We start from the raw sequence: 19,578 nt of genomic DNA on the forward strand, positions 1-19,578 counted from the left end.
GCCAAGAAAATTCTCCGCTGTCGGTCGACAATGCACTAGTTTAGGAAAATGAGATGGCAAAGAGCTACCGCCGCCTGAATATTTTTATGGCAAAGCCATTAGGCGAAGGCCAAACTTTTGAGAACCTGCTCGCTGACGCACCAGTGGACACTTACTCAACGGCAGATGCCTTGGGTATCGATGGGGCCCTTTACGTGCGGCGAAGCGCGGAGAAGAGGCCTAGCTGGGGTTCTGTGCTCGACGAGGTTGCGGGCCACGTCATACTGGGTCTCGCAAATCAATCGAGTTCTGCGGTGCTGCTGCTTCGAGTGGATGGCGACATCTTTGCTTTTGCCTTTGGCTATGGCCGGTATCTAATCGAGCAGTCGCTTTTTGTTCAGGACTTTGGCCTCCGTACAGCGCTCAACACGCTCGACGACAAGTCACTGCGCAGCGTCGATTTGCATACCCTAGAAGACCAGCCTGTTCAGAAGAAATCTCAGGCTGCTCGCGACTCGGAGGTAGGGGTGTTCGGCATCGACATCCTACGGGACGTTCTTCGCGCCGTGACGGGTGTCCCCAAGCGCGGAGTTGGCCTTATGCACATCGCCGGTGGAGACGCGATGTTCTCTTTTGGTGCCGACATGGAAGCTGCGGATTTCCCTACATTGGCCCGCAGCGTCAAAGGCTACTACACCAACGACGACTACAAGACGTCCTTCTCGTGGGTGGACAACGTCCGCAAGGTCAAGGACGATGCCTCAATCAATGCGCTGAACGCGGAGTTGGTCCAAGCTGTCTCTGTGCGTAATCCTGGAATCATGGTCACGCTGCCAGAGATCGGCGCATGGGACACGATCCTAGGCTTTAGCTTTACACGGAATAAGGACGGTGTGCGTCCCGTTATCGATTCGGCCGACTACTTCGACACCATTCCTGATTTGGCGCGTCTAACCATCGAGGGCTTAAAGCGCGACCGGCTTTTTGTTCACGACGTCGATGGCAACATTACCGAACACTCCGTGTATCGCTGTATCTACTTCGAGATCGTCGACGGCGACAAAACGAAGATCATCTTCGATGGAAAGTGGTACGAGGTTGATGCAACATTCATTGGCCGTATCGCCGAGATATTGAACCTGGTCCAGATATCTACCCTTACATTCCCAGCAGTTGAAGTTTGGGAAGAAGGGGGTAAATCGAAAATTGAGTCCGAGGGCGACTACAACATTCGAGCGGCCGCGACGCATGGATATTTCCTGCTGGACAAGAAGCTCGTCAGGACCGACAGATCCACATCGCCCATAGAACTCTGCGACCTCCTGACTCCTGCTAAGCAATTGGTGCACGTAAAGCATCGCAAGGGTGGATCGGCTGGACTGAGCCATCTCTTTGCTCAGGGCGGAGTGGCCGCTGAAATCATGCTTGGTGACAAGGCGTTCCGCAAAAAGGCGCGAACGGTGCTGCGCGGGGTAAATCCAGCCGCACGTGATCTTGTGCCCTTGGACATCCTCAGGAGCGCCGACTATGAGATTGTTTTCCTTATCCTGGGCGAGGGCAGTGCGACGCTCAAGCAGAACTTGCCGTTTTTCAGCAAGGTCAACCTATCGAAAGCTTTCGAAAACCTCACCCAACGTGGATTCCGGGTGTCGATTTCTGGCGCGCCAACGACACCGCGTTTGATCCCTTAATCAAGAAGTCTGTGCAGGCGGTAGAGCCCGGATTGGGAAAGCTAGTTGAGCGTAAGACGACAGGTGCTTTGGTGAAGGATCAATGGGCCACCGAATTGCATCCCACGCCTGAGGGGGTTCGACAGCTCAAAAAAGTGAAGTTCTTGTTGGTGCTGGATGCTGTGTGATTGCAGCTAGCAGAAGGCAGCAAGAGAAGAGCAAAGAAGTACGACGGCCGAAAGATGCAATAAACCGCGACGAGCGTAGCTGCTGCGGCGTTCCTGTTGAGCCGGGGAGCGTAACGAATGTCCTGGGGCCAAGAGACTACTAAGCGCGCCGCCCCTTACTAACATGGAGGCCATGAAGTGCTCAAGAGCATCAAGAGGATTAAGGGGCTGGGAGTGTTTGGCGATTACGCTCCCCCCGCCGGGGCTGCTGAATTCGGCGTCAAAAACATCATCTACGGATGGAACTACTCGGGAAAGACGACCCTCTCGCGCGTGTTCTCCCACTTGGAGCGCGGCGACTATCCGCCGGATCTTGGCGGCTACAGCTTCGTCGTCGACACAGACACTGGATATGTCAACGAGGGCAACGCCAAGACCTGCGACCACCTTGTGCGTGTCTTCAACTCGGATTTCATTCATGAAAACCTGAACTTCGGGGGCTCCACGGCGCGTCCCATCCTGCTTCTGGGGGCTGAGTCCGAGGAGGCTCAAAAGAAGATTGCTGAACTGACCGACCTGCGGAAACGGATCAATCAGGCCTTTGCAAAGCAGGAGAACAAGGCGACTGCGGCCGAGAAGGCCCTTGGTGACCTTAAGAAGAAGGCGGCGGGCGCCACCAAAGATGCCCTGCAGCTCACCGAGATCTACACAGCGACACAGCTCGAGAAGGATCTGACCACCGTCGCGATCGGCGTGGACTGTAAGTTGTCCGACGAGCAACTCGAGGCTGACACGAAGCTTGCTCGAACGTCGGAGCAAGACGCGTTGCCGCCGATTGACAAGTTGGACGCCCAGAGCTCGTTGCCTGACGTCTGGAACGACGCCCGTAAGCTGCTCGCGCAGAAGCCAGAGATGGTGCATGTGATCGGATACCTCACTCAAAACACCGCGGTCGCGCGTTGGATTGAGATCGGACTTCCGTTGCATGAGCACAAGGAGATTTGCGAATTCTGCGGAAACTCTCTGAGCGCGGAGCGGTTGGAGGAACTCCACGAGCACTTTTCAAAGGATCAGGCTGACTTCAAGGACAAGCTTGAAATGCTCCTCGAACGTGTTTCCCAGGCCCAGCTGGCATTCGCTCCAGCGAGCGCGCTGACGGTGAATGCGCAGTTTCGAGATCGCTATACGGCAGCAGCTGACACTGCGCAAGCAGCGGGCGAAGCGCATGACAAGCTCGTAGCCGAGTTGGAAGGAGAGGTGCGAGAGAAAATCGCGGCGCCCTTCGCCGCCCGAGAGATTGCGACCCTTGACGAGACTGCAGTGAACACCTGGATCAAAGCGGGAGTGGCCTTGGACAAGGTGATCGGCGAGCACAATCAAGTGGCTCAGCACTTCAAGCAGGAGAAGCTCGAGGCGATCAAGCGTGCCAAGCTTCATCATGCCCAAGCCTTTTATGAGCGCGAGGATCTGGACGGACGTGCGGGGAAACAAAAACGATATGGCACGCGAGTGCAGAAGCTGAAAGCATGTGGAGACTCGGTCGAAAAGCAGAGGATCGATCTGGAAGCCACGATCAGCCAATCGCAAAAAGGCCGCGAGGAAATCAACCAGCGCATCGAGAACCTCCTTGGCTCGGACAGCGTGCAGATCAAGGTGCTGAAGATTGCGGGCGAGGAGCGATTCCAACTGGTGCGACGTGACGGCAGCATCGCTAAGCATCTAAGCGAAGGCGAGAAGACGGCCATTGCCTTCTCGTTCTTCCTAACAAAACTCAAGGAACTCAAGGACTTCGACAAGGCGATCGTCTATATCGATGATCCGATCTCTAGCCTTGACAGCAATCACATCTTCCAGGTTGCCGCAATCGTTCGTGAGATCTTCTTTGAGCAGGCCGGAGGGCCGGGAGGAGAGTGGAAGACGAAGTGCCAGCAGGTCTTTTTTTCCACGCACAACTTCGAATTCTTCGGACTTCTCCGCGAGCTGCCGGTGAGCGCGAAGAAGACCTCAAATTACTTGATCAAGCGAGTCTCGCCAACCGCATCGACTTTCGGGAATATGCCGGATTCGATGTCCAAGTACTCCTCGGAATATCACTTCCTCTTTTCGGTGCTAGATGATTTCAGTAACGCCACAGACAAGTCCGACTACAAGGTGCTGATGCACATTCCCAATGCGGTACGTCGCTTCGTAGAGCTCTACACCTACGCGAAATATCCTGATTCGGTCAACGGAACGGTGGACCAACGCGCCGAGAGGCTGTTTGGCCTGGAGAAGTCCAAACGCATATTGAAGGTTCTGCACTACTTCTCACACGCCAACAACATCGAACGCATTGCCTCGAATACCGACCTGATCTGCGACATCGAGGCTGCGGTGGATGATCTGATCTCTCTCATCGAAGTGCAAGACCCATTGCACTTTGAAGCGCTTAGATCCGCCCTTTGAGACGGCTCAATCATGTCGCCGATGCAGGCCTTCGGGTTCGGGCCCTGCGTTTTCGAGCGCATGCGCGCGCTTTCTACGGCAACAGCCTTTGCTGCCGCCCCTCACCTCTGCGGCATATCCTTCGCCGAATACCCAAGACTCACAGTCGAATCCTCCGGAATAGGCGGCATAGTCGCACTCTAGGCCTGCCAATCCGCCCGCATCGCAGCAAGCCTCTCCGGCTCCTTCTTCGCCGGATTCGTCTGCTCGCGTTCATCGCCGAGATGTTGAACAGGTACTCGCTCCCGTCCACCTGCAGATACTTCCAATCGTCGTTGCGCATGGCTTCCTGAAAGCAGTGGCCGCGCCAAGAGTCGCCGCAGCGGTGGTGCCGGCGCAGTGAAGGAACTGGCGACGGTACATGGCCCTCCTGGGGAATGAGGTGCGGGCGAGCATGCCGCCGCCCCTTGGTGTCCAATGCCACACACCATGGACATCGAGCCCTTCACCCCCGCCGATGCCGCGCGCCGCGCGCGACTGGAAATGCCAATGCTCTACGCCTGGCTCAAGCCCGACGAGGCAGTGCAGGCCGCCATCGCCGAGCACCGCGCACAGTGGGTCTGGCGCAAGCAACCCAAGCCCAGCTTGCCGAAGCCGCACCGGTTGCACATGACGCTGTGCCACATCTCGCCGCAGGGCGATGCCGCCGTCGAAGGCATCCGCCAGGCGTTGGGCGAGTTGCGCATGGAAGAAGACTTCGAGCTGCTGCTGGACTGGTCCGGCGTCTGGGCCCACAACGGCATCGCCATCGTGCGCCCGCAGCCGAACGCCGCGCTCGACCGGTTGCATCTGGCCGTGGTGCGTCAGCTCGCGCCGTGGCTGTCGGGCCGCCACGATGACTGGTCGCCGCACATCACCATCGCTCGCAAGGCATCGGGGGCCGCCGCGCCTACCATGCCGCCTGTTCGCTGGCCGGTGCGCGAGTTTCAGTTCGTGCGTTCGTGGCTGAAGACGCGGCCCGTGTGGCACGAGGTGCTGGCGTCCTATCCGCTTCAGTCTTCCGGCAGGAAGGCCGGGTTGTAGACCACTTCCCACAGATGCCCGTCCAGGTCCTGGAAGTAGCCCGCAAAGCCGCCCCAGAAGGTCTTCTGCGCCGGCTTCACGATGGTCGCGCCGGCGGCCTCGGCCTGCGCCATGGTGGCCTGCACTTCGGCTTCGCTGTGCAGGTTGTGGCCGATGGTGAAGTCGGGCGAGGCGCTGCCGCGGCGTGCGATGCCGCTGTCGTGCGCCAGGCTGTCGCGCGGCCACAGCGCCAGCTTCAGGCCGGGCTGCAGGTCGAAGAAGGCGACCGCGCCGTGTTCGAATTCCTGGCCGATGACGCCCGGCGTCGCCAGGCCCAGGCCGTCGCGGTAGAAGCGCAGCGCGCGCTCCAGGTCGTCTACGCAGATGGTGAGAACGGAAATACGGGCTTTCATGCGGGAGGCTCCTGCTTCGCAGTTGTTGTTCAATGGAAGCCCCGAGATTGCTCCACGCCATGTCCGCCGACTTGAACAAAACGGCCACGCCACCGCTCGCGCAGGAGGTCGGCCGCTATGCCGAAGCCCCGGTGCCGCCTTCCTTGCGCGGCATCTTTGCCTGCCAGTGGATGCATGTGCTGCCCGCTGATGCCGCCGGCACGCTGCCGCTGCTGGTGGTGCCCGATGGCTCGATCGACCTGCAGTGGATCGATGGCGTGGTGCGCGTGGCCGGCCCCGACCGACAACCGCATGCCGAAGCGCTGCGGCCCGGCACGCGGGTGCTGGGCCTGCGCTTCCATCCCGGTGCGGCGGCCGCGTGGCTGGGCATCGACATGAGCGCGCTCGCGGATCGCCGCGTTGCGCTGCGCGATCTGTGGGGTGCGCGTGCGGCGGCATGTTTCGCCGCGGATTCGTCCGCCCAGTTCGTGCACAAGGTGGCTGCGCGGCCACAGCCAGCCGCCAATCTCACGCCCGATGCCGCAATGGCCGAAGCCTTCCGCTTGCTGCAGTCCGGCATGGCCCCTGAAGACTCGCCGCTGCGCTGGCTCTCCGAGCGCCTGCAGCAGCCCGAGCGCACGCTGCGTCGCCGTTTCGTGAAGCACTTCGGCTATGGCCCGCAGACGCTGGCACGCGTGCTGCGCTACCAGCGCTTTCTGCAGCTGGCGCGTGCGGAGCTATCGACGTCGTTGGCCCATCTGGCCGCCGAGGCTGGCTATGCCGATCAGCCGCATCTGGCGCGCGAAAGCCGGCGTCTGGCGGGGCGCCCGCCATCGGCGTTGCCGCGCGATCAGGCTTCCAGCACTTTGACTTTCGGCCAGCGGGCGGCGTAGTTTTTCTGTTCCACGCGTTGCCGGTAGGTGGCCAGGCTCACGCGCGTGGGGTTCCGGCGCACGATGCAGCCGAACAGGTCGTCGAGGCCGTGGGGCGCGATGACGCTGATCGAATCGTCTTCATTGAGAGCCAGCCCGACACAGGTGGCGTATTCAGGCCATGACGCCACCGCATCGTGCAGCGAACGCAGCGGCTCTACAGCGTGCCCGAAGTGCCCTTCGAACCAGTGATGCACCGCCGCCTGGTTGGTGACTTCCCAAGGCGCGCCGGGCAGGGCGGAGCACAGGCGAGTTTGAATCTCCGCGTCGCGCTCGGGACTCAGGTCTGTTGCGTCGAAGTACGCAACATCGACATCCGGCAGGTGCGTGGGTGTCGAGTAGCCGTGCAAGGCGTCCCACACCAGATTGCGGACCGCACCGGCCCCGATGCACCATGAGGCCAGACCTTGGTCACGCACCGCGCGCAGGGCGGGTGCAAGCCATGAGGAGCGTCGCGCAAGTTCGCGAAGGCGCTCCTCCATTTTATTCGTTGATGGTGTCGGCATGCAGATCCAGTTTCCCTCGCCGCAGAGACGCCGCCCGGCGTCTCTGACGGAAGGGCAGGATGGTAGTAGCCCTGCTGCCGTCGCCGATCACCTCTGCGGCATGTCCTTCACCGAATAGCCAAGGCTCACAGTCGCGTCCTCAGGAATCGCCGGCATGGTCGCATTCCAGGCCTGCCAATCCGCCCGCATCGCAGCCAGCCTCTGCGGCTCCTTCTTCGCCAGATTCGCCCGCTCGCGTTCGTCGCCGGGAATGTTGAACAGGTACTCGTTGCCGTCGACCTTCAGGTACTTCCAGTCGCCGTCGCGCATGGCTTCCTGCCCGCGATGGTTCATGCGCCAGTGCAGCGGGCGGCGGAAGCTCTTCGACGCGTCCTTGAGCACGGGCATCAGCGAGACGCCGTCGAGCGGGTAGTCGGGGTGCGCGGCCACGCCGGCTGCATCGAGCATGGTGGCCGACCAGTCCATGGTCATGCACAGCTGGGTGCTTTCGCCGCCCTTGCCGATCACGGCGGGCCAGTGCGCGATCCATGGCACGCGGATGCCGCCTTCGGTCAGGTCCATCTTGCCGCCGACCAGCGGCCAGTTGTCGGAGAAGCGTTCGCCGCCGTTGTCGCTGGTGAACACCACCAGGGTGTTGTCGGCCATGCCGTGCTTCTCGAGCGCGGCCATGATCCAGCCGATGCCTTCGTCCATGTGATGGATCATGCGGCGATACACGTTGATGTTGCCGCCGGCCAGGTCGAACAGGTTGTCCTTGATGCTCGGGGCCTTGGCTGCGTCGTCGCGGGTTTCCCACGGCCAGTGCGGGGCGGTGTAGTGCAGGCTCAGGAAGAAGGGGGCGTCCTGCTTTGCCATGCGCTCCACGTAGTCGACCGCGCGCTTCGAAAGGATGTCGGTGAGGTAGCCCTCTTCCTGCCTGTCTTCCTCGCCGAACCACAGGTCGTGGCGACCGGTGGAGTCGCAATGCGTGAAGTAGTCGACGCCGCCCGACATGGGGCCGAAGAACTCGTCGTACCCCGAGCGCAGCGGGCCGAAGGTGGGCGGGTAGCCCAGGTGCCACTTGCCGATGAGGGCGGTCTGGTAGCCGCTGGCCTTCAGCAGCGAGGGCAGGGTGGGGTGGTCGGTGGGCAGGCCGAGGGTGGTGCTGCCGCGGCTCTTGCTGTTGATGGGCTCCTCGGCCGCGCCGCGCAGGCGGTACTGGTAGCGGCCGGTGATCATGCCGAAGCGCGTGGGCGAGCACACGGGCGAGTTCGAGTAGCCCTGGGTGAGCTTCAGGCCGTTGGCGGCAAGGCCGTCGAGCACCGGCGAGACGGGGCCGAACACAGCGTCGCGGCCGCCGTAGCAGCCGAGGTCGGCATAGCCGAGGTCGTCGGCCACGATGAAGATGATGTTGGGTCTTGCCATGTGTCTCTTTGGTCTTTTCTCTGAACTCTGAAGGAATGGGTCAGGGCTGGTAGCCCGACTTCTGCACCACCGGTGCCCATTGCGTGCGGTAGGCCTTGAGCATCGCGGCGGTCTGCGCCTGCGTGCTCACCACGGGCGTCATGCCCGAGTCCTTGAACTTGCGCTGCGTGTCCGCGTCCTGCATGACTTCGCGGATGACGGTGGCCAGGCGCTCGACCTTCTCCTTGGGCATGCTGGCCGGGGCGAAGAAGGTGTTCCAGCCGGTGGCGGCGAGGTCGAGGCCGGCTTCCTTGAAGGTGGGCACGTCGGGTGCGAAGGGCGAGCGCTTGGTGCCCGAGATCGCGAGGATGCGCGCCTTGCCCGCGGTGTGCTGCGGCACGACCACGTCTTCGGTGTCCACCGCGATGGGAATCTGCCCGCCGATCAGGTCGTTGAGCAGCGGGGCCGAGCCGCGGTAGCCGATCACCTGGGTCTGCACCTTGGCCTTCTCGCCCACCATGAGGCCGAAAAAGTGCGGCAGGCTGCCGGTGGCGGGCACGCCCACGTTGGCCTGCGCGGGGTTGGCGCGCATCCAGGCGAGCAGGTGGTTCAGCTCGCGCACGGGCAGGGTGGGCGACACGGCTAGCGCGAAGTTGTAGTCGTTGACGTGCGACACAGGCACGAAGTCGTGGTCGGGGTCGTAGTTGTTGTCCTTGAAGACCAGCGGCGCCACCACCATCACGGCGGGGTTGGCGAGCATCAGCACGTTCTGGCTGGCGGGCGTGGTCTTCACCTGCTGCGCGGCAAGGCGGCCGCCGGCGCCGGGCTTGTTGTCGACCACCACGGGCACGCCCAGGCGCGAGGTGAGCTTGTCGCCCACGATGCGCGCCACGCGGTCGGTGGCGCCGCCGGGGGCGTAGCCGACCACGATGCGCAGCGGGGTGTCGAACTTGACCGGTTGTTGCTGGGCGACCGCATGGGTGGCGAAAGCCGTCGCGAGGCCGGCAATGGCCAGCATGCCGGCGAGGCGGCGGGTCATGGAGAGGGATTGGGTCGGCAGCATGGTGAGCAAGTCCTTGTCTTCGTCGTTCAGGCGATGGCACGCCAGTGTGGCCGCGAGATCCGCAGTTGCGGACGATTCTGTAGACGCGGCGCTCGATTGTTCAAATCAACCATTACCCGGACTTACCCTTTGCTCTCTTCCTGCCTGCTCAGTCGACCTTCATGCCCGTGGCCTTGACGATGCGCCCGTAGCGCGCCTGGCTGGCGGCCAGGTGCTCGCTGGCGGCGCTGCCGGTTTCGCCGAGCGGCACCATGTCCAGCGAGGAAAGGCGCGACTTGATCTCGGGCAGCGCCAGCGCCTTCTGCAGCGAGGCGCGCAGCGTCTGCATCACCGGCTCGGGCGTGGCGGCGGGCACCATGGCGAGGTAGAGCACCTCGAATTCCAGGCCCTTCAGCCCCAGCTCGCCCACGGTGGGCACCTGCGGCAGCAGCGGCGAGCGTTGCTTGCCGGTAACAGCCAGCGCGCGCAGCTTGCCTGACTGGATCTGAGGCAGCAGGCCCGGCGTGGCCAGGATGCCGGCCTGCACCTCGTCGCCCATCAGCGCCAGCACGGCCGGCGCGTTGCCCTTGTAGGGCACATGCGTGATCTTCGCGCCCGTCTCGCTGGCAAAGATCTCGGCGGCGATGTGGCCGGGGCTGCCGTTGCCGGCCGAGCTGAAGGTGGCGGGCTCGGCCTTGGCCTGGGTAATGAACTCGGGCAGCGTCTTGGCCTTCACGCCCTGCGCCACGCCGAAGGCCAGGCCCGAGGAGCTGAAGATCATCAGCGGCTTCAGGTCCTTGACCGCGAAGGGCATCGAGGCGTACAGGTGCGGGTTGATGGTGAAGGTGCTGTCGATGCCCATCAGCACCGTGTAGCCGTCGGCTGGGGCCTTGGCGACGAAGTCGGCGCCGATGTTGCCGCCCGCGCCGGGCCGGTTGTCGACGATGAAGGGCTGCTTCAGGTCTTTCTGCAGCGCGTCGCCCAGCGCGCGGGCGAGGATGTCGATGGGGCCGCCCGCCGGGAAGTTGGTGAGGAACTTCACCGGCTTGGTGGGGTAGGGCGCATCGGCCGCGAAGGCGCTGGTGGCGGTGGCTCCGGCCCCAAGGGCGAGCGCCGCGCAGGCTGCGGCAATGGCGAGGCGGCGGCGGGTGCCGCCGAAGAAGGTGCTGGGCGAACCGGTGGTCGTCATGTCGTCTGTCTCCGTTATCCGGCCGACTCTAGGTGCCTGACGGGGGCGGCACAACTGAAAGCTCTTCTGCCAGCTATTCCGGCTGGTTATATTGAAGCTGCCACTCTCCCAAGGAAACGCCGTGTCAGCCATGAACTTTGCGCGCCTGAAGATGCGCCATCTGCAATGCCTCGTGATGGTGGCGCAGGAGCGGAACCTCGTGCGCGCCGCCAAGGCGCTGTCGCTCACGCAGCCGGCCGTCTCCAAGACGGTCGCCGAGCTGGAAGAGATCGTCGGTCGCCAGCTGCTGCTGCGGCGCCGCCGGGGCGTGGAGCTCACGCCGACGGCCGAGGTGCTGGTGCGCCACGCGGTTTCGGCGCTGCGCGGGTTGCGAGAAGGGATGGGCCTGGCCATGGACCAGCCCGAGGCCGACCAGCTTCGCGTGGCCGTCGGGGCGCTGCCGAACATGGTGGCCAACCTGCTGCCGGAGGTGGTCGTCGCGCTGCACGCCTCGCACCCGGCGCTGCGGGTGCGCGTGGTGAGCGGCACCAACGCGCAGTTGATGACGCAGCTGCGCCAGGGCGAAATCGACCTCGTGCTCGGCCGTCTCGCGCAGGCCTCGGCCATGGCCGACCTGGCCTTCGAGCAGCTCTACAGCGAGCCGCTGCTTCTTGTGGCGCGGCCGGGGCATCCGCTGGCGGCGCGGCGCAAGCCGCCGCTCGATGCGCTGGCGGGTCATCCGCTGGTGCTGCCGGTGTCGGGCACGCTGATACGGCACACGGCCGATGCATTCCTCATCGCGCAGGGCATGGCGCTGCCAGGCAGGCTGGTGGAGGCCACCGACACCAGCTTCGTGCTGGGGCTGCTTCAGCGCTCCGATGCCGTGTGGTTCGCGCCGCAGGGGGCGGTCGAAGGGCTGATCGAGCGGGGAGAGCTCAAGCGGCTGGCCATCGACACCACGAGCACAGAGGGGCCGGTGGGGCTCACCGTGCGGCGCAGCGACGCGCCGGGCGAGGGCGCGCGGCTGCTGATCGAGGCGATTCGCGAGGTGGTGACCACGCGCAAGAGCCGGCTTGCCCCGAAGGCTTCAGGGGTTCTTAATAAATAGATCGACTAGTTAGTCTAATAATTGGCGCATGACCGAACACCCCAAGTCAGCGCCATGAGAAAGATCGACCCCGAACGCCAGCAGGCCAAGCGCCGCCAGATCATGGAGGCGGCCGGCAACTGCTTCGCCCGGCGCGGCTTCCACGCCACCACTACTGCCGAGATCTGCGCCGAGGCCGGCATGAGCCCCGGCAATCTCTTTCATTACTTCGAAAGCAAGAGCGCCATCGTCGAGGCCATCGTCGAAGAGGAGCGCGCCGACACCGCTGCGTACTTCGCCGCGCTCGACGAGTCTTCCGACCTGCTGGAGGCGCTGCTCGACTTCCTCGACGCGGTCATGGCCTTTGCGGCCGACAAGACCTATGCCCGGCTGGCGCTCGAAATCGCCGCCGAGGCCACGCGCAACCCGGCCATCAACACGCAGATGGCAGCCGGCGACGCGCAGACCCGCGCCGACATCACCAGGCTGCTGCGCGGCGCCATGGCGAGCGGGCAGGTCGATGCAAGCCTCGACCCCGAGCAGGCCGCGAGCTGGATCGTCGCGCTGATCGACGGCGTGTTCTCGCGCCTCGCCATGGATGCGGGCTTCGACCCGCAGCGCGAGGCGCCGATGCTGCGGCTCATCGTGAGCCGCTTCCTGAAGGCCGGAGGCGCCCGATGAGCGCCTTCGTGTCCGCGCCCGCATCGGTGCACGCGTATGCACCGGCGCAGCGCCCCGCGTGGGACCGCGCCAGCGGCCGCGTGTTCGGCAAGGTGGCGCTGGTGACGGGCGCGGCGTCGGGCATCGGGCGCGCGGCGGTGCTGCGGCTGGCCGCCGAGGGCGCGACCGTGGTCGCCACCGACGTCGACGGGAAGGGCGGCGAGGAAACCGCCGGCCTTGCGCGCGCCACCGGTGGGCGCGCCATGTTCGTCGCGCACGACGTGAGCAGCGAGTCCGCCTGGAAGGAGGTGATCGACGTGGTCATCGCCGCCCATGGCGCATTGCACGTGCTCGTGAACAACGCCGGCATCGCGCTCGCGGGCAGCACTTTCGAGATGAGCGTGGAAGACTGGCGCCGCCAGCTCGCGGTGAACCTCGACGGCGTGTTCCTGGGCCTGAAGCACGGCGTGCCGCTGATGTCGAGGTCGGGCGGCGGCTCCGTCGTCAACATGTCGTCGACGGCCGGCCTGGTCGGCAATGCGGGGCTGTCGGCCTATTCGGCCAGCAAGGGCGGCGTGCGCATGCTCTCCAAGTCGGTGGCGCTGGAGTGCGCCCGCGCTCGCAACGGTGTGCGGGTCAACTCGCTGCACCCGGGCGTCATCGATACGCCGATCTGGAGCACGAATGCCCGCGCGCAGCAGCAGCCTGAGCAGCCGGGTGGCGGCGTGGCGTGCAGCCTGAAAAGGCTCTGGCGCCGCGCGGTACTCGGCGCGGCGGGGCGCAGCGCGGTGCCGCTCGGCCATGCGGGCACGGTGCTCGACGTTGCCAACGCCATCCTCTATCTCGCCAGCGACGAGTCGCGCTACGTGACCGGCAGCGAGCTCGTCATCGACGGCGGCCTGACCGCCGCCTGAAGCATGCAGGGCATGCAGAAAGAACACATGTCGTCGCTACCCAATCTCCCGGCGCAGCCCGGGGCCGCGCGAAGCCGAGAGCGCCAGTCGCTGGTCGATGCCTTGCGTGGCTTCGCGCTGCTGGGCATCCTCGTGGTGAACATCGCGAGCTTCTCCTCGACCTACTACGGCCTGGGCATACCCGACCCGATGGCGCAGTCGGTGCTCGAACGCGCGGCGCTGCTGGTGCGCACGCTGGTCTTCGAGACCAAGTTCTACCTGCTGTTCTCGTTCCTCTTCGGCTACAGCTTCACGCTGCAGATGCAGTCGGCCGAGCGCGACGGAAAGGCTTTCGCGCCGCGCATGGGGCGTCGGCTGGTTGGGCTGTGGGTGCTGGGGCTGGTGCATGCCGTGGTGCTGTACCACGGCGACATCCTCACCACCTACGCGGTGCTGGGCGCGGTGCTGCTGGTGCTGCGGCGGCGCGGCGATGTGTTCATGGCGCGCTGCGCCATCGGGCTGGTGCTGCTCACCTCGCTGCTGTGGGCGGCCATCGGCTTCCTGCTGACGAAGGCCGGCGTGCCGAACGACACGCGCACCGCCTACGCGGATGCCGTAGCGGCGCTGGCGGCGTATCGCGGCACGCCCTTCACCGTGATCGTGCAGCATCTGCGCGAGCTGTCGCAGATCTGGTGGATCACCGGGCTGGTGCAGGCGCCCACCGCGCTGGCGATGTTCTTCGCGGGCTTCATCGCCGGGCGGCGCGAGCTGTTCGTGAATGCCGATGCGTACCGGCCGCTGTTCCGGCGTCTGCTGCTGTGGGGGCTGGTCATCGGTCTGCCGGGTGCTGCGGTATATGCCTTCCCGTCGATCCGCCTGGACAACGCGGTCAAGGAACTCTACGGGCTTGCAGCCACGCTGCTGACGGCGCCTTTCCTCACCGCAGCCTATGCGGCCGGCATGGTGCTGCTCATGATGACGCCGCGCGGCCGGGTGCTCGAAGGCGTGCTGGCGCCAGCGGGACGCATGGCACTGACCAACTACCTGCTGCAGTCGCTCATCTGCGCATGGCTCTTCCTGGCCTACGGTCTGCGCTGGATCGGCACCGTGGGCCCGCTGGCCGCAACGGGCATCGCCTTCGTCATCTTCGCGGCGCAGCTCGTGCTGAGCCGCTGGTGGCTGGGCCGCTTCGTCTATGGGCCGGTCGAATGGCTGCTGCGTGCCTTCACGAACCTGGAGCTTCCGCCGATGCGCCGCAAGCCCATGGCGCCGGCTCAGCGCGGCAGCAGTGTCGACAGCTGATACACCGCAAAGGCCAGCAGGATCACGCCCGAGAGCCGGTTGATCGACTGCATCGTCTTTGCGCTGAGCTTGTGCCGCACCGACGACACCATCGTCGACAGCCCCAGCCACCACAGCGCGGAACCCAGGAACACGCCGAGCACCATCGTCACCGCCTGGCTGCCGCCGGTGGCATGGCCCGTGGAGATGGAGGCGAACACCGCGACGAAGGAAAGGATCGTCATCGGGTTCGCCAGCGTCAGCAGGAAGACCGACAGCGTGGCCTTCAGCGGCGTGGTGGCGTCCGCCGCCTGGCGGGCCTGCGTGGCGACCGGTGCGCGAAGCAGCTGAAAGCCCATCCATGCGAGGAAGGCCGCTCCGGCCAGCGCCAGCGGCACCCGTGCCGCCACCATCGACGCGATGACGGCCGATACGCCCAGCGCGCCGACGGCGCCGTAGCAGGCGTCGGCCAGCGCGGCGCCCAGCCCGCTGAGGAAGCCGATGGCGCGGCCGTGCGCGAGGGTGCGCTGGATGCAGAGCAGGCCGATGGGGCCGACGGGCGCTGCGATGGAGAGGCCGATGACGAGGGCCTTGAGGAAGAGGGTAGAGTCCATTTGTAAATTGTCTTTACCTCGTCGGCTGAAGAAAATGGCGAAGCTCAGGCGGAATGCGCCTCTTGCCTGAAATTCAAGACGAATCCCTCGCCGGAGCCTGAAATCCATGGAAATCGACAGCAAGAACTGGCAGATCCTCGAAGTGCTCCAGGCCGATGCGCGCACCTCGCTCACCGCGCTGGCGCGGCAGGTCGGCCTGTCGGTGCCCTCGACCTCGGAGCGCGTGAAGCGGCTGGAAGAATCCGGCGTGCTCGCCGGCTACCGCGCCGTGGTGCCGCCGCGCCAGGCCGGCTACACGGTGATGGCGCTGATCGGCATCACCACGCCGCAGCCCGACAAGGCGCGGCTGCTGAAGCTGCTCGAGGGCAGGAAGGAAGTGCTCGAATGCTTCCACGTGACGGGGCAGGACTCGTACGTGCTGAAGGTGGTCGGGCGCGACATCGAGCACCTCGAAGCCTTCGTGAGCGGCATCAACCACCTGGGCGAGACGCGCACGTCGATCGTGATGTCGGTGCCGATTCCGGCCCGCGCCGTCACCCCGCCGGACGTGAAAGACCCGCCACGCCGCTAGGGCGGAGGCAAGGGCCGCGACCAGAGCCACGCCAGCACGCAGGCCATGCACCCGATGGCCAGCGCGGCCAGCCACGCGCGGTGCGCGGTGAACGACACGATCACCGCGCACGCCGCCATGGTGATGGTGGCGCTCCATTTGGCGCGGCGGCTCACGGTGCGGCCGTTGGCCCAGTTGTGCAGCAACGGGCCGAAGAGGCGGTGGTTCAGCAGCCATGCGTGCAGCCGCGGAGAGCTGCGGGCGGCGGCCCATGCGGCCATCAGGATGAACACTGTGGTCGGCATGCCGGGCACGACCACGCCGATGAGGCCCAGAACAAGGCACAGCACCGCGAAGGCATAGAGCAGCGCCCGCGTGAGCGCGGATTTGCGTTCGGGGGGCGGCTGCGGGTTCAAGGCCGGATCAGGCCGGGGCCTGTCCCTGTTGGGGCAGCGACTGCGGCTGCTGTTCGCGCTCGGGCAGGCCATCGGCCGAGATGCGCATCTTCGGCAGGAACTGCGGGTACTCGCGCTGCATGAAGTCGATCAGGCCCTCGCGCACGCTGCAGCGCAGGTCGAAGGTCAGGCCCGAGGTGGCGGCCGTGCACAGCACGCGGATCTGCATGGTGCGCTCGGTGGCGTCGGTCACGCGCAGGTTGAAGAAGCGGCCGTCCCACTCGGGCGCGGCCTTCACGATGCGCTCGACCTCCGCGCGCAGCGGCGCGAGCGGCATGCCGTAGTCGACGTAGATGAACACCGCGCCCAGCAGTTGCGACGAATGCCGCGTCCAGTTCTGGAAAGGCTTCTCGATGAAGTAGGTGAGCGGCAGGATCAGCCGGCGCTCGTCCCAGATCTTCACGACCACGAAGGTGCCGGTGATTTCCTCGACGCGGCCCCATTCGCCCTCGACCACCAGCACGTCGTCGATGCGGATGGGCTGCGCCAGCGCGATCTGCAGGCCGGCGATGAGGTTGCTGAACACCGGCTTGGCGGCGAGACCGGCCACGATGCCGATCACGCCCGCCGAGGCCAGCAGGCTCGCGCCCACCTGGCGCGCGCCGGGGAAGGTCATGAGCATCATCGCGCCGCCGGCCACGATGACCACCGACATGGCGGTGCGCGCCAGCACGCGCGTCTGCGTGAGCACGCGGCGGGCCTGCAGGTTGTCGGCGATGTCGGAGGGGTTCTGCGCCAGCACGCCCTCGGCAAAGCCGCTGATGGCCTTCACCGTGAGCCAGGTGGCCGCGGCGATGAGCAGCAGGCCGGTGAGGTGGCGCACGTTGCCGATGAAGCGCAGGTCGTCGGGCGCACCCTGCCACACCACGGTGAGCGCCACCAGCGGGAACACCAGCCGCGCGGGCGCCCTGCAATTGACCACCAGCGCATGGAGCGCCGGCGCGGGGCGGGTGATCCGCCTGAGCACGAGGCCGACGATGCGGTGGGCGAGAAGAGAGAGGGGAACTGCGATCAGTGCGGCAATCCAGGTGCCGAACCAGGGGTGGGCGAGTATCTCTTTGGTCATCAGGCGGTGGTCGTCTTCGCTTGTTCTGTTGTCTCGTTCAGAGGTTGAAGAATGCGCGCCGCGTCGTCGCGCAGCTGCGTGGCGAGTGCCGTGGCCAGGTCGAGCCGGCGAAGCAGCCAGGGGCTGATGTCGTTGTCGAACGGGTCGGGCAGGGGGATCGGGCCGCCGACCGTGGTCGAACCGGCACTCTCGGGGTGGGAGGGACCGGTGGTTGGAATAGTTCCGATGGCCGCCTCGATGCGTTGCGCGGTGCGGCCGATGGGCCCCTCGACCTCCGCAGGCGTGAGGCGGTCGCGGCGCAGCACCAGCATCGACTTCACTGCGCTGAGCTGCGCGAGCAGCTGGTAGCTGTGGGCCTGCAGGTGTTCCAGCGGCTCCAGCGGCGGCTGCACCGCGCGCGGCTCCGACAGCGAGCGCTGCGTGGCCTGCACCAGCGCCGAGAGGCTGTCGTAGGCCTCGCGGCGCGCAAGGCGCCATTCGAGCTCGGGGCTGCTGTCGATGGCCTTGAGCTGGCCCAGGCCGAGCGCGAGCCGTGCATGCCGTGCCTGCGCGGTGAGCACGCGCGACACCAGCGCCGGGATCTGCGTGCGCTCCCACGAGGGCAGCACGTAGCAGAAGCCCCAGGCCAGCGCCGCGCCGATGAGCGTGTCGGCGATGCGCTCGAAGAGCGCGAAGATCGGCGCGATGCCCACGTTCAGCATGTGGGCCTGTACCAGGCCGAGCACCGTGGCGGCCACCGCGGTGATGAGATAGCGCCGCACCGCGAAGCTGTGCGCGATGGCCTGCGCCACCGTCACGATGACCAGCAGCGCCAGCGCCGACGGGTGTGCAGACAGCAGCCCCACCGCGAGCACGCAGCCCAGCAGCGTACCGGCCACGCGGGCGTTGCGGCGCTCCAGCGTCTGCGAGAGGCTGCCGCGCAGCACCACCACGATGGTCAGCAGGATCCAGTAGTCGTGAGAGCCCCAGGGCATCGACACCGCGATGGCGTAGCCGGCCGCGATGGCCAGCGCGGCGCGGATGGCGTGGCGCAGCGGCGGCTGGTCCCAGCTCCACAGCGTGAAGAAGGGGCGCAGCGACCAGTCGGTGGGGCTCACGAAGAGCTGCCAGTTGGCGCGCACCACGGCGAGGTTGGGCTCGGCGTCGCCGCGCGCCATGGCCGACAGGCGCAGCACCTCGTCGTTGATGTGGCCGATGCGGCTGGCCAGCCCGCGCGCGAGCATGGCGGCCGTGGGGCCGATGTGGCCGCCGCTGGCGGTGCTGTCGTCGGCCGAGACGTGGATGGCCGCGAGGCGCGGGCGGCGGTCGGCCACGGCGTCGGGCTGGCGGCCCAGCAGGAGCGAATCGGCCAGCGCGATGGTTTCGTCGGCGAGCTCCTCGAGCACGTGGCGCATCTCGATGAGCGCCTCGGCATGCGCGGGGTGGGCGCGCAGGGTGTCGAGGTCGAGCTCGCTGGCCAGCAGCTGGTCGCGCATCTCGAGCACGATCACCAGCATGGCCGCCAGGCGCTGGCGGCGCGGGGTGCGCGGCGATTCAAGCACGATGTCGCGCGTGGCCTGCAGCTGGTCGGCCAGCGCGGCCTGCTCGCGCAGCAGCTGGCCCAGCATGGGTGCTGGCGTGTCGCGTATGTCGCGGGTCTCGTCCTGCGGCAGGAACTGGCTGGCCTCGGTGCGCATGAGCGCGGCCAGCGAATACAGCACGTCGGCCACCGACTGGGTGCGAAAGCGCCCGTTGAGCAGCAGGTTGGCCAGCGTGGCCCAGATCACGTAGAGGCCCGCGCCGATGCCGAAATGCCAGGTGCGCTCGATGGCGTCGGCCATGCCGGTGGGCGCCGGCGTGGCCATGGAGAACACCATCGAGAACATCACCGCGATGGCGATCGGGATGCCCCGCTTGCCCCAGGCCATGGCCAGGAAGGCCATGAAGGTGGCGGGCACCAGTACGAGGCCGAGGCGGATGGGGGCGCTGTGCAGCATCTGCACCGCGAAGAAGAGCGGCAGGCCGATGAGCGGCGCCGGCAGCATCTGCAGGAACTTGCCGCGGCGCGGGCCGGGCAGGTCGGGCGGCGCGGTGACGATCACGCCGGTGGCGGCCGCGGAGGCCGCGATGGTGCCCAGCCAGAGGTGCACCCCGCCCGAGATGAACAGCAGGCCCAGCGCGACGGTGAGCCCGCTCGCGACGTAGTGGCTCAGCGCGATGCGCAGAGCGGCACGGACCCGGGGCGCGGCGTTGCTGGGCCCCAGCATC

The 19,578-nt window shown here is 65.9% G+C and carries 18 protein-coding genes and 1 pseudogene; 9 read left to right on the forward strand and 10 right to left on the reverse strand.

Annotated features, from left to right (window positions below; translation table 11 throughout):
- Nucleotides 1-53: 53 nt before the first annotated feature.
- Nucleotides 54-1,670 (forward strand): TIGR04141 family sporadically distributed protein, encoded by a 1,617-nt coding sequence (locus SFB74_RS11620; RefSeq protein ID WP_432730971.1) that lies wholly within the window; start codon nucleotides 54-56, stop codon nucleotides 1,668-1,670.
- A gap of 344 nt (nucleotides 1,671-2,014) precedes the next feature.
- On the forward strand, nucleotides 2,015-4,261 hold the full coding sequence (locus SFB74_RS11625) for an AAA family ATPase (RefSeq protein WP_432730972.1): 2,247 nt from the start codon (nucleotides 2,015-2,017) through the stop codon (nucleotides 4,259-4,261).
- A gap of 101 nt (nucleotides 4,262-4,362) precedes the next feature.
- Here the strand turns inward: SFB74_RS11625 and SFB74_RS11630 are convergent.
- Nucleotides 4,363-4,610, reverse strand: a pseudogene (locus tag SFB74_RS11630) (twin-arginine translocation pathway signal protein); the annotation flags it as partial.
- Between the two features lie 119 nt (nucleotides 4,611-4,729).
- Between SFB74_RS11630 and SFB74_RS11635 the strand changes: the two are divergent.
- Complete coding sequence (locus SFB74_RS11635) at nucleotides 4,730-5,323, forward strand: 2'-5' RNA ligase family protein (RefSeq protein WP_432730973.1); 594 nt, start codon at nucleotides 4,730-4,732, stop codon at nucleotides 5,321-5,323.
- On the opposite strand, the gene SFB74_RS11640 is transcribed toward SFB74_RS11635, so the two are convergent.
- The gene (locus SFB74_RS11640; protein WP_432730974.1) at nucleotides 5,293-5,715 is read right to left on the reverse strand and encodes a VOC family protein; all 423 of its coding nucleotides are present in this window, start codon (nucleotides 5,713-5,715) and stop codon (nucleotides 5,293-5,295) included. The two genes, SFB74_RS11635 and SFB74_RS11640, sit on opposite strands and share 31 nt — an antisense overlap.
- Nucleotides 5,716-5,774: 59 nt before the next feature.
- Between SFB74_RS11640 and SFB74_RS11645 the strand changes: the two genes are divergently transcribed.
- Entirely contained in the window at nucleotides 5,775-6,587 is an 813-nt protein-coding gene (locus tag SFB74_RS11645) for a helix-turn-helix domain-containing protein (RefSeq protein WP_432730975.1), read from the forward strand.
- Here the strand turns inward: SFB74_RS11645 and SFB74_RS11650 are convergent.
- The 4 genes from SFB74_RS11650 to SFB74_RS11665 all read right to left on the reverse strand — a co-directional run bounded on the left by SFB74_RS11650 (nucleotide 6,545) and on the right by SFB74_RS11665 (nucleotide 10,746).
- On the reverse strand, nucleotides 6,545-7,132 hold the full coding sequence (locus SFB74_RS11650) for a nucleotidyltransferase family protein (protein ID WP_432730976.1): 588 nt from the start codon (nucleotides 7,130-7,132) through the stop codon (nucleotides 6,545-6,547). The two genes, SFB74_RS11645 and SFB74_RS11650, sit on opposite strands and share 43 nt — an antisense overlap.
- 87 nt (nucleotides 7,133-7,219) lie before the next feature.
- A complete protein-coding gene (locus SFB74_RS11655; RefSeq protein ID WP_432730977.1) occupies nucleotides 7,220-8,536 on the reverse strand; it encodes a sulfatase family protein in 1,317 nt (438 codons plus the stop codon).
- Between the two features lie 40 nt (nucleotides 8,537-8,576).
- Nucleotides 8,577-9,554, reverse strand: coding sequence for a Bug family tripartite tricarboxylate transporter substrate binding protein (locus tag SFB74_RS11660; RefSeq protein WP_432730978.1), 978 nt, complete (start codon nucleotides 9,552-9,554; stop codon nucleotides 8,577-8,579).
- Nucleotides 9,555-9,726: 172 nt separating this feature from the next.
- A complete protein-coding gene (locus SFB74_RS11665) occupies nucleotides 9,727-10,746 on the reverse strand; it encodes a Bug family tripartite tricarboxylate transporter substrate binding protein (RefSeq protein ID WP_432730979.1) in 1,020 nt (339 codons plus the stop codon).
- A gap of 130 nt (nucleotides 10,747-10,876) precedes the next feature.
- Here SFB74_RS11665 and pcaQ point away from each other — a divergent pair, with 130 nt between their 5' ends.
- Genes pcaQ through SFB74_RS11685 form a run of 4 tightly spaced genes read left to right on the forward strand, consistent with a single transcriptional unit; the run spans nucleotide 10,877 to nucleotide 14,667 of the window.
- The gene (gene pcaQ, locus SFB74_RS11670) at nucleotides 10,877-11,833 is read left to right on the forward strand and encodes a pca operon transcription factor PcaQ (RefSeq protein ID WP_432731922.1); all 957 of its coding nucleotides are present in this window, start codon (nucleotides 10,877-10,879) and stop codon (nucleotides 11,831-11,833) included.
- Nucleotides 11,834-11,887: 54 nt separating this feature from the next.
- The gene (locus SFB74_RS11675) at nucleotides 11,888-12,493 is read left to right on the forward strand and encodes a TetR/AcrR family transcriptional regulator (RefSeq protein WP_432730980.1); all 606 of its coding nucleotides are present in this window, start codon (nucleotides 11,888-11,890) and stop codon (nucleotides 12,491-12,493) included.
- Nucleotides 12,490-13,386, forward strand: a complete 897-nt coding sequence (locus tag SFB74_RS11680; RefSeq protein WP_432730981.1) for an SDR family oxidoreductase — start codon at nucleotides 12,490-12,492, stop codon at nucleotides 13,384-13,386. The genes SFB74_RS11675 and SFB74_RS11680 overlap by 4 nt, the downstream gene beginning before the upstream one ends.
- 27 nt (nucleotides 13,387-13,413) lie before the next feature.
- Nucleotides 13,414-14,667, forward strand: coding sequence for a DUF418 domain-containing protein (locus SFB74_RS11685; protein WP_432731923.1), 1,254 nt, complete (start codon nucleotides 13,414-13,416; stop codon nucleotides 14,665-14,667).
- Here the strand turns inward: SFB74_RS11685 and SFB74_RS11690 are convergent.
- Nucleotides 14,640-15,260: a LysE family translocator gene (locus tag SFB74_RS11690; protein ID WP_432730982.1), complete on the reverse strand. Its 621-nt coding sequence runs from the start codon at nucleotides 15,258-15,260 to the stop codon at nucleotides 14,640-14,642. The genes SFB74_RS11685 and SFB74_RS11690 overlap by 28 nt on opposite strands.
- Nucleotides 15,261-15,366: 106 nt before the next feature.
- Here SFB74_RS11690 and SFB74_RS11695 point away from each other — a divergent pair, with 106 nt between their 5' ends.
- Complete coding sequence (locus SFB74_RS11695) at nucleotides 15,367-15,831, forward strand: Lrp/AsnC family transcriptional regulator (RefSeq protein WP_432730983.1); 465 nt, start codon at nucleotides 15,367-15,369, stop codon at nucleotides 15,829-15,831.
- Here the strand turns inward: SFB74_RS11695 and SFB74_RS11700 are convergent.
- Genes SFB74_RS11700 through SFB74_RS11710 form a run of 3 tightly spaced genes read right to left on the reverse strand, consistent with a single transcriptional unit; the run spans nucleotide 15,828 to nucleotide 19,577 of the window.
- Nucleotides 15,828-16,298, reverse strand: a complete 471-nt coding sequence (locus SFB74_RS11700; protein ID WP_432730984.1) for a YbaN family protein — start codon at nucleotides 16,296-16,298, stop codon at nucleotides 15,828-15,830. The two genes, SFB74_RS11695 and SFB74_RS11700, sit on opposite strands and share 4 nt — an antisense overlap.
- Nucleotides 16,234-17,331, reverse strand: coding sequence for a mechanosensitive ion channel family protein (locus tag SFB74_RS11705; protein ID WP_432730985.1), 1,098 nt, complete (start codon nucleotides 17,329-17,331; stop codon nucleotides 16,234-16,236). Before SFB74_RS11705 ends, SFB74_RS11700 begins: the two co-directional genes overlap by 65 nt.
- The gene (locus SFB74_RS11710) at nucleotides 17,331-19,577 is read right to left on the reverse strand and encodes an FUSC family membrane protein (RefSeq protein ID WP_432730986.1); all 2,247 of its coding nucleotides are present in this window, start codon (nucleotides 19,575-19,577) and stop codon (nucleotides 17,331-17,333) included. Before SFB74_RS11710 ends, SFB74_RS11705 begins: the two co-directional genes overlap by 1 nt.
- Nucleotide 19,578 lies beyond the last annotated feature (1 nt).

It is taken from the genome of Variovorax xiamenensis, from assembly GCF_050916385.1.
Taxonomy (GTDB): Bacteria; Pseudomonadota; Gammaproteobacteria; order Burkholderiales; family Burkholderiaceae_C; genus Variovorax.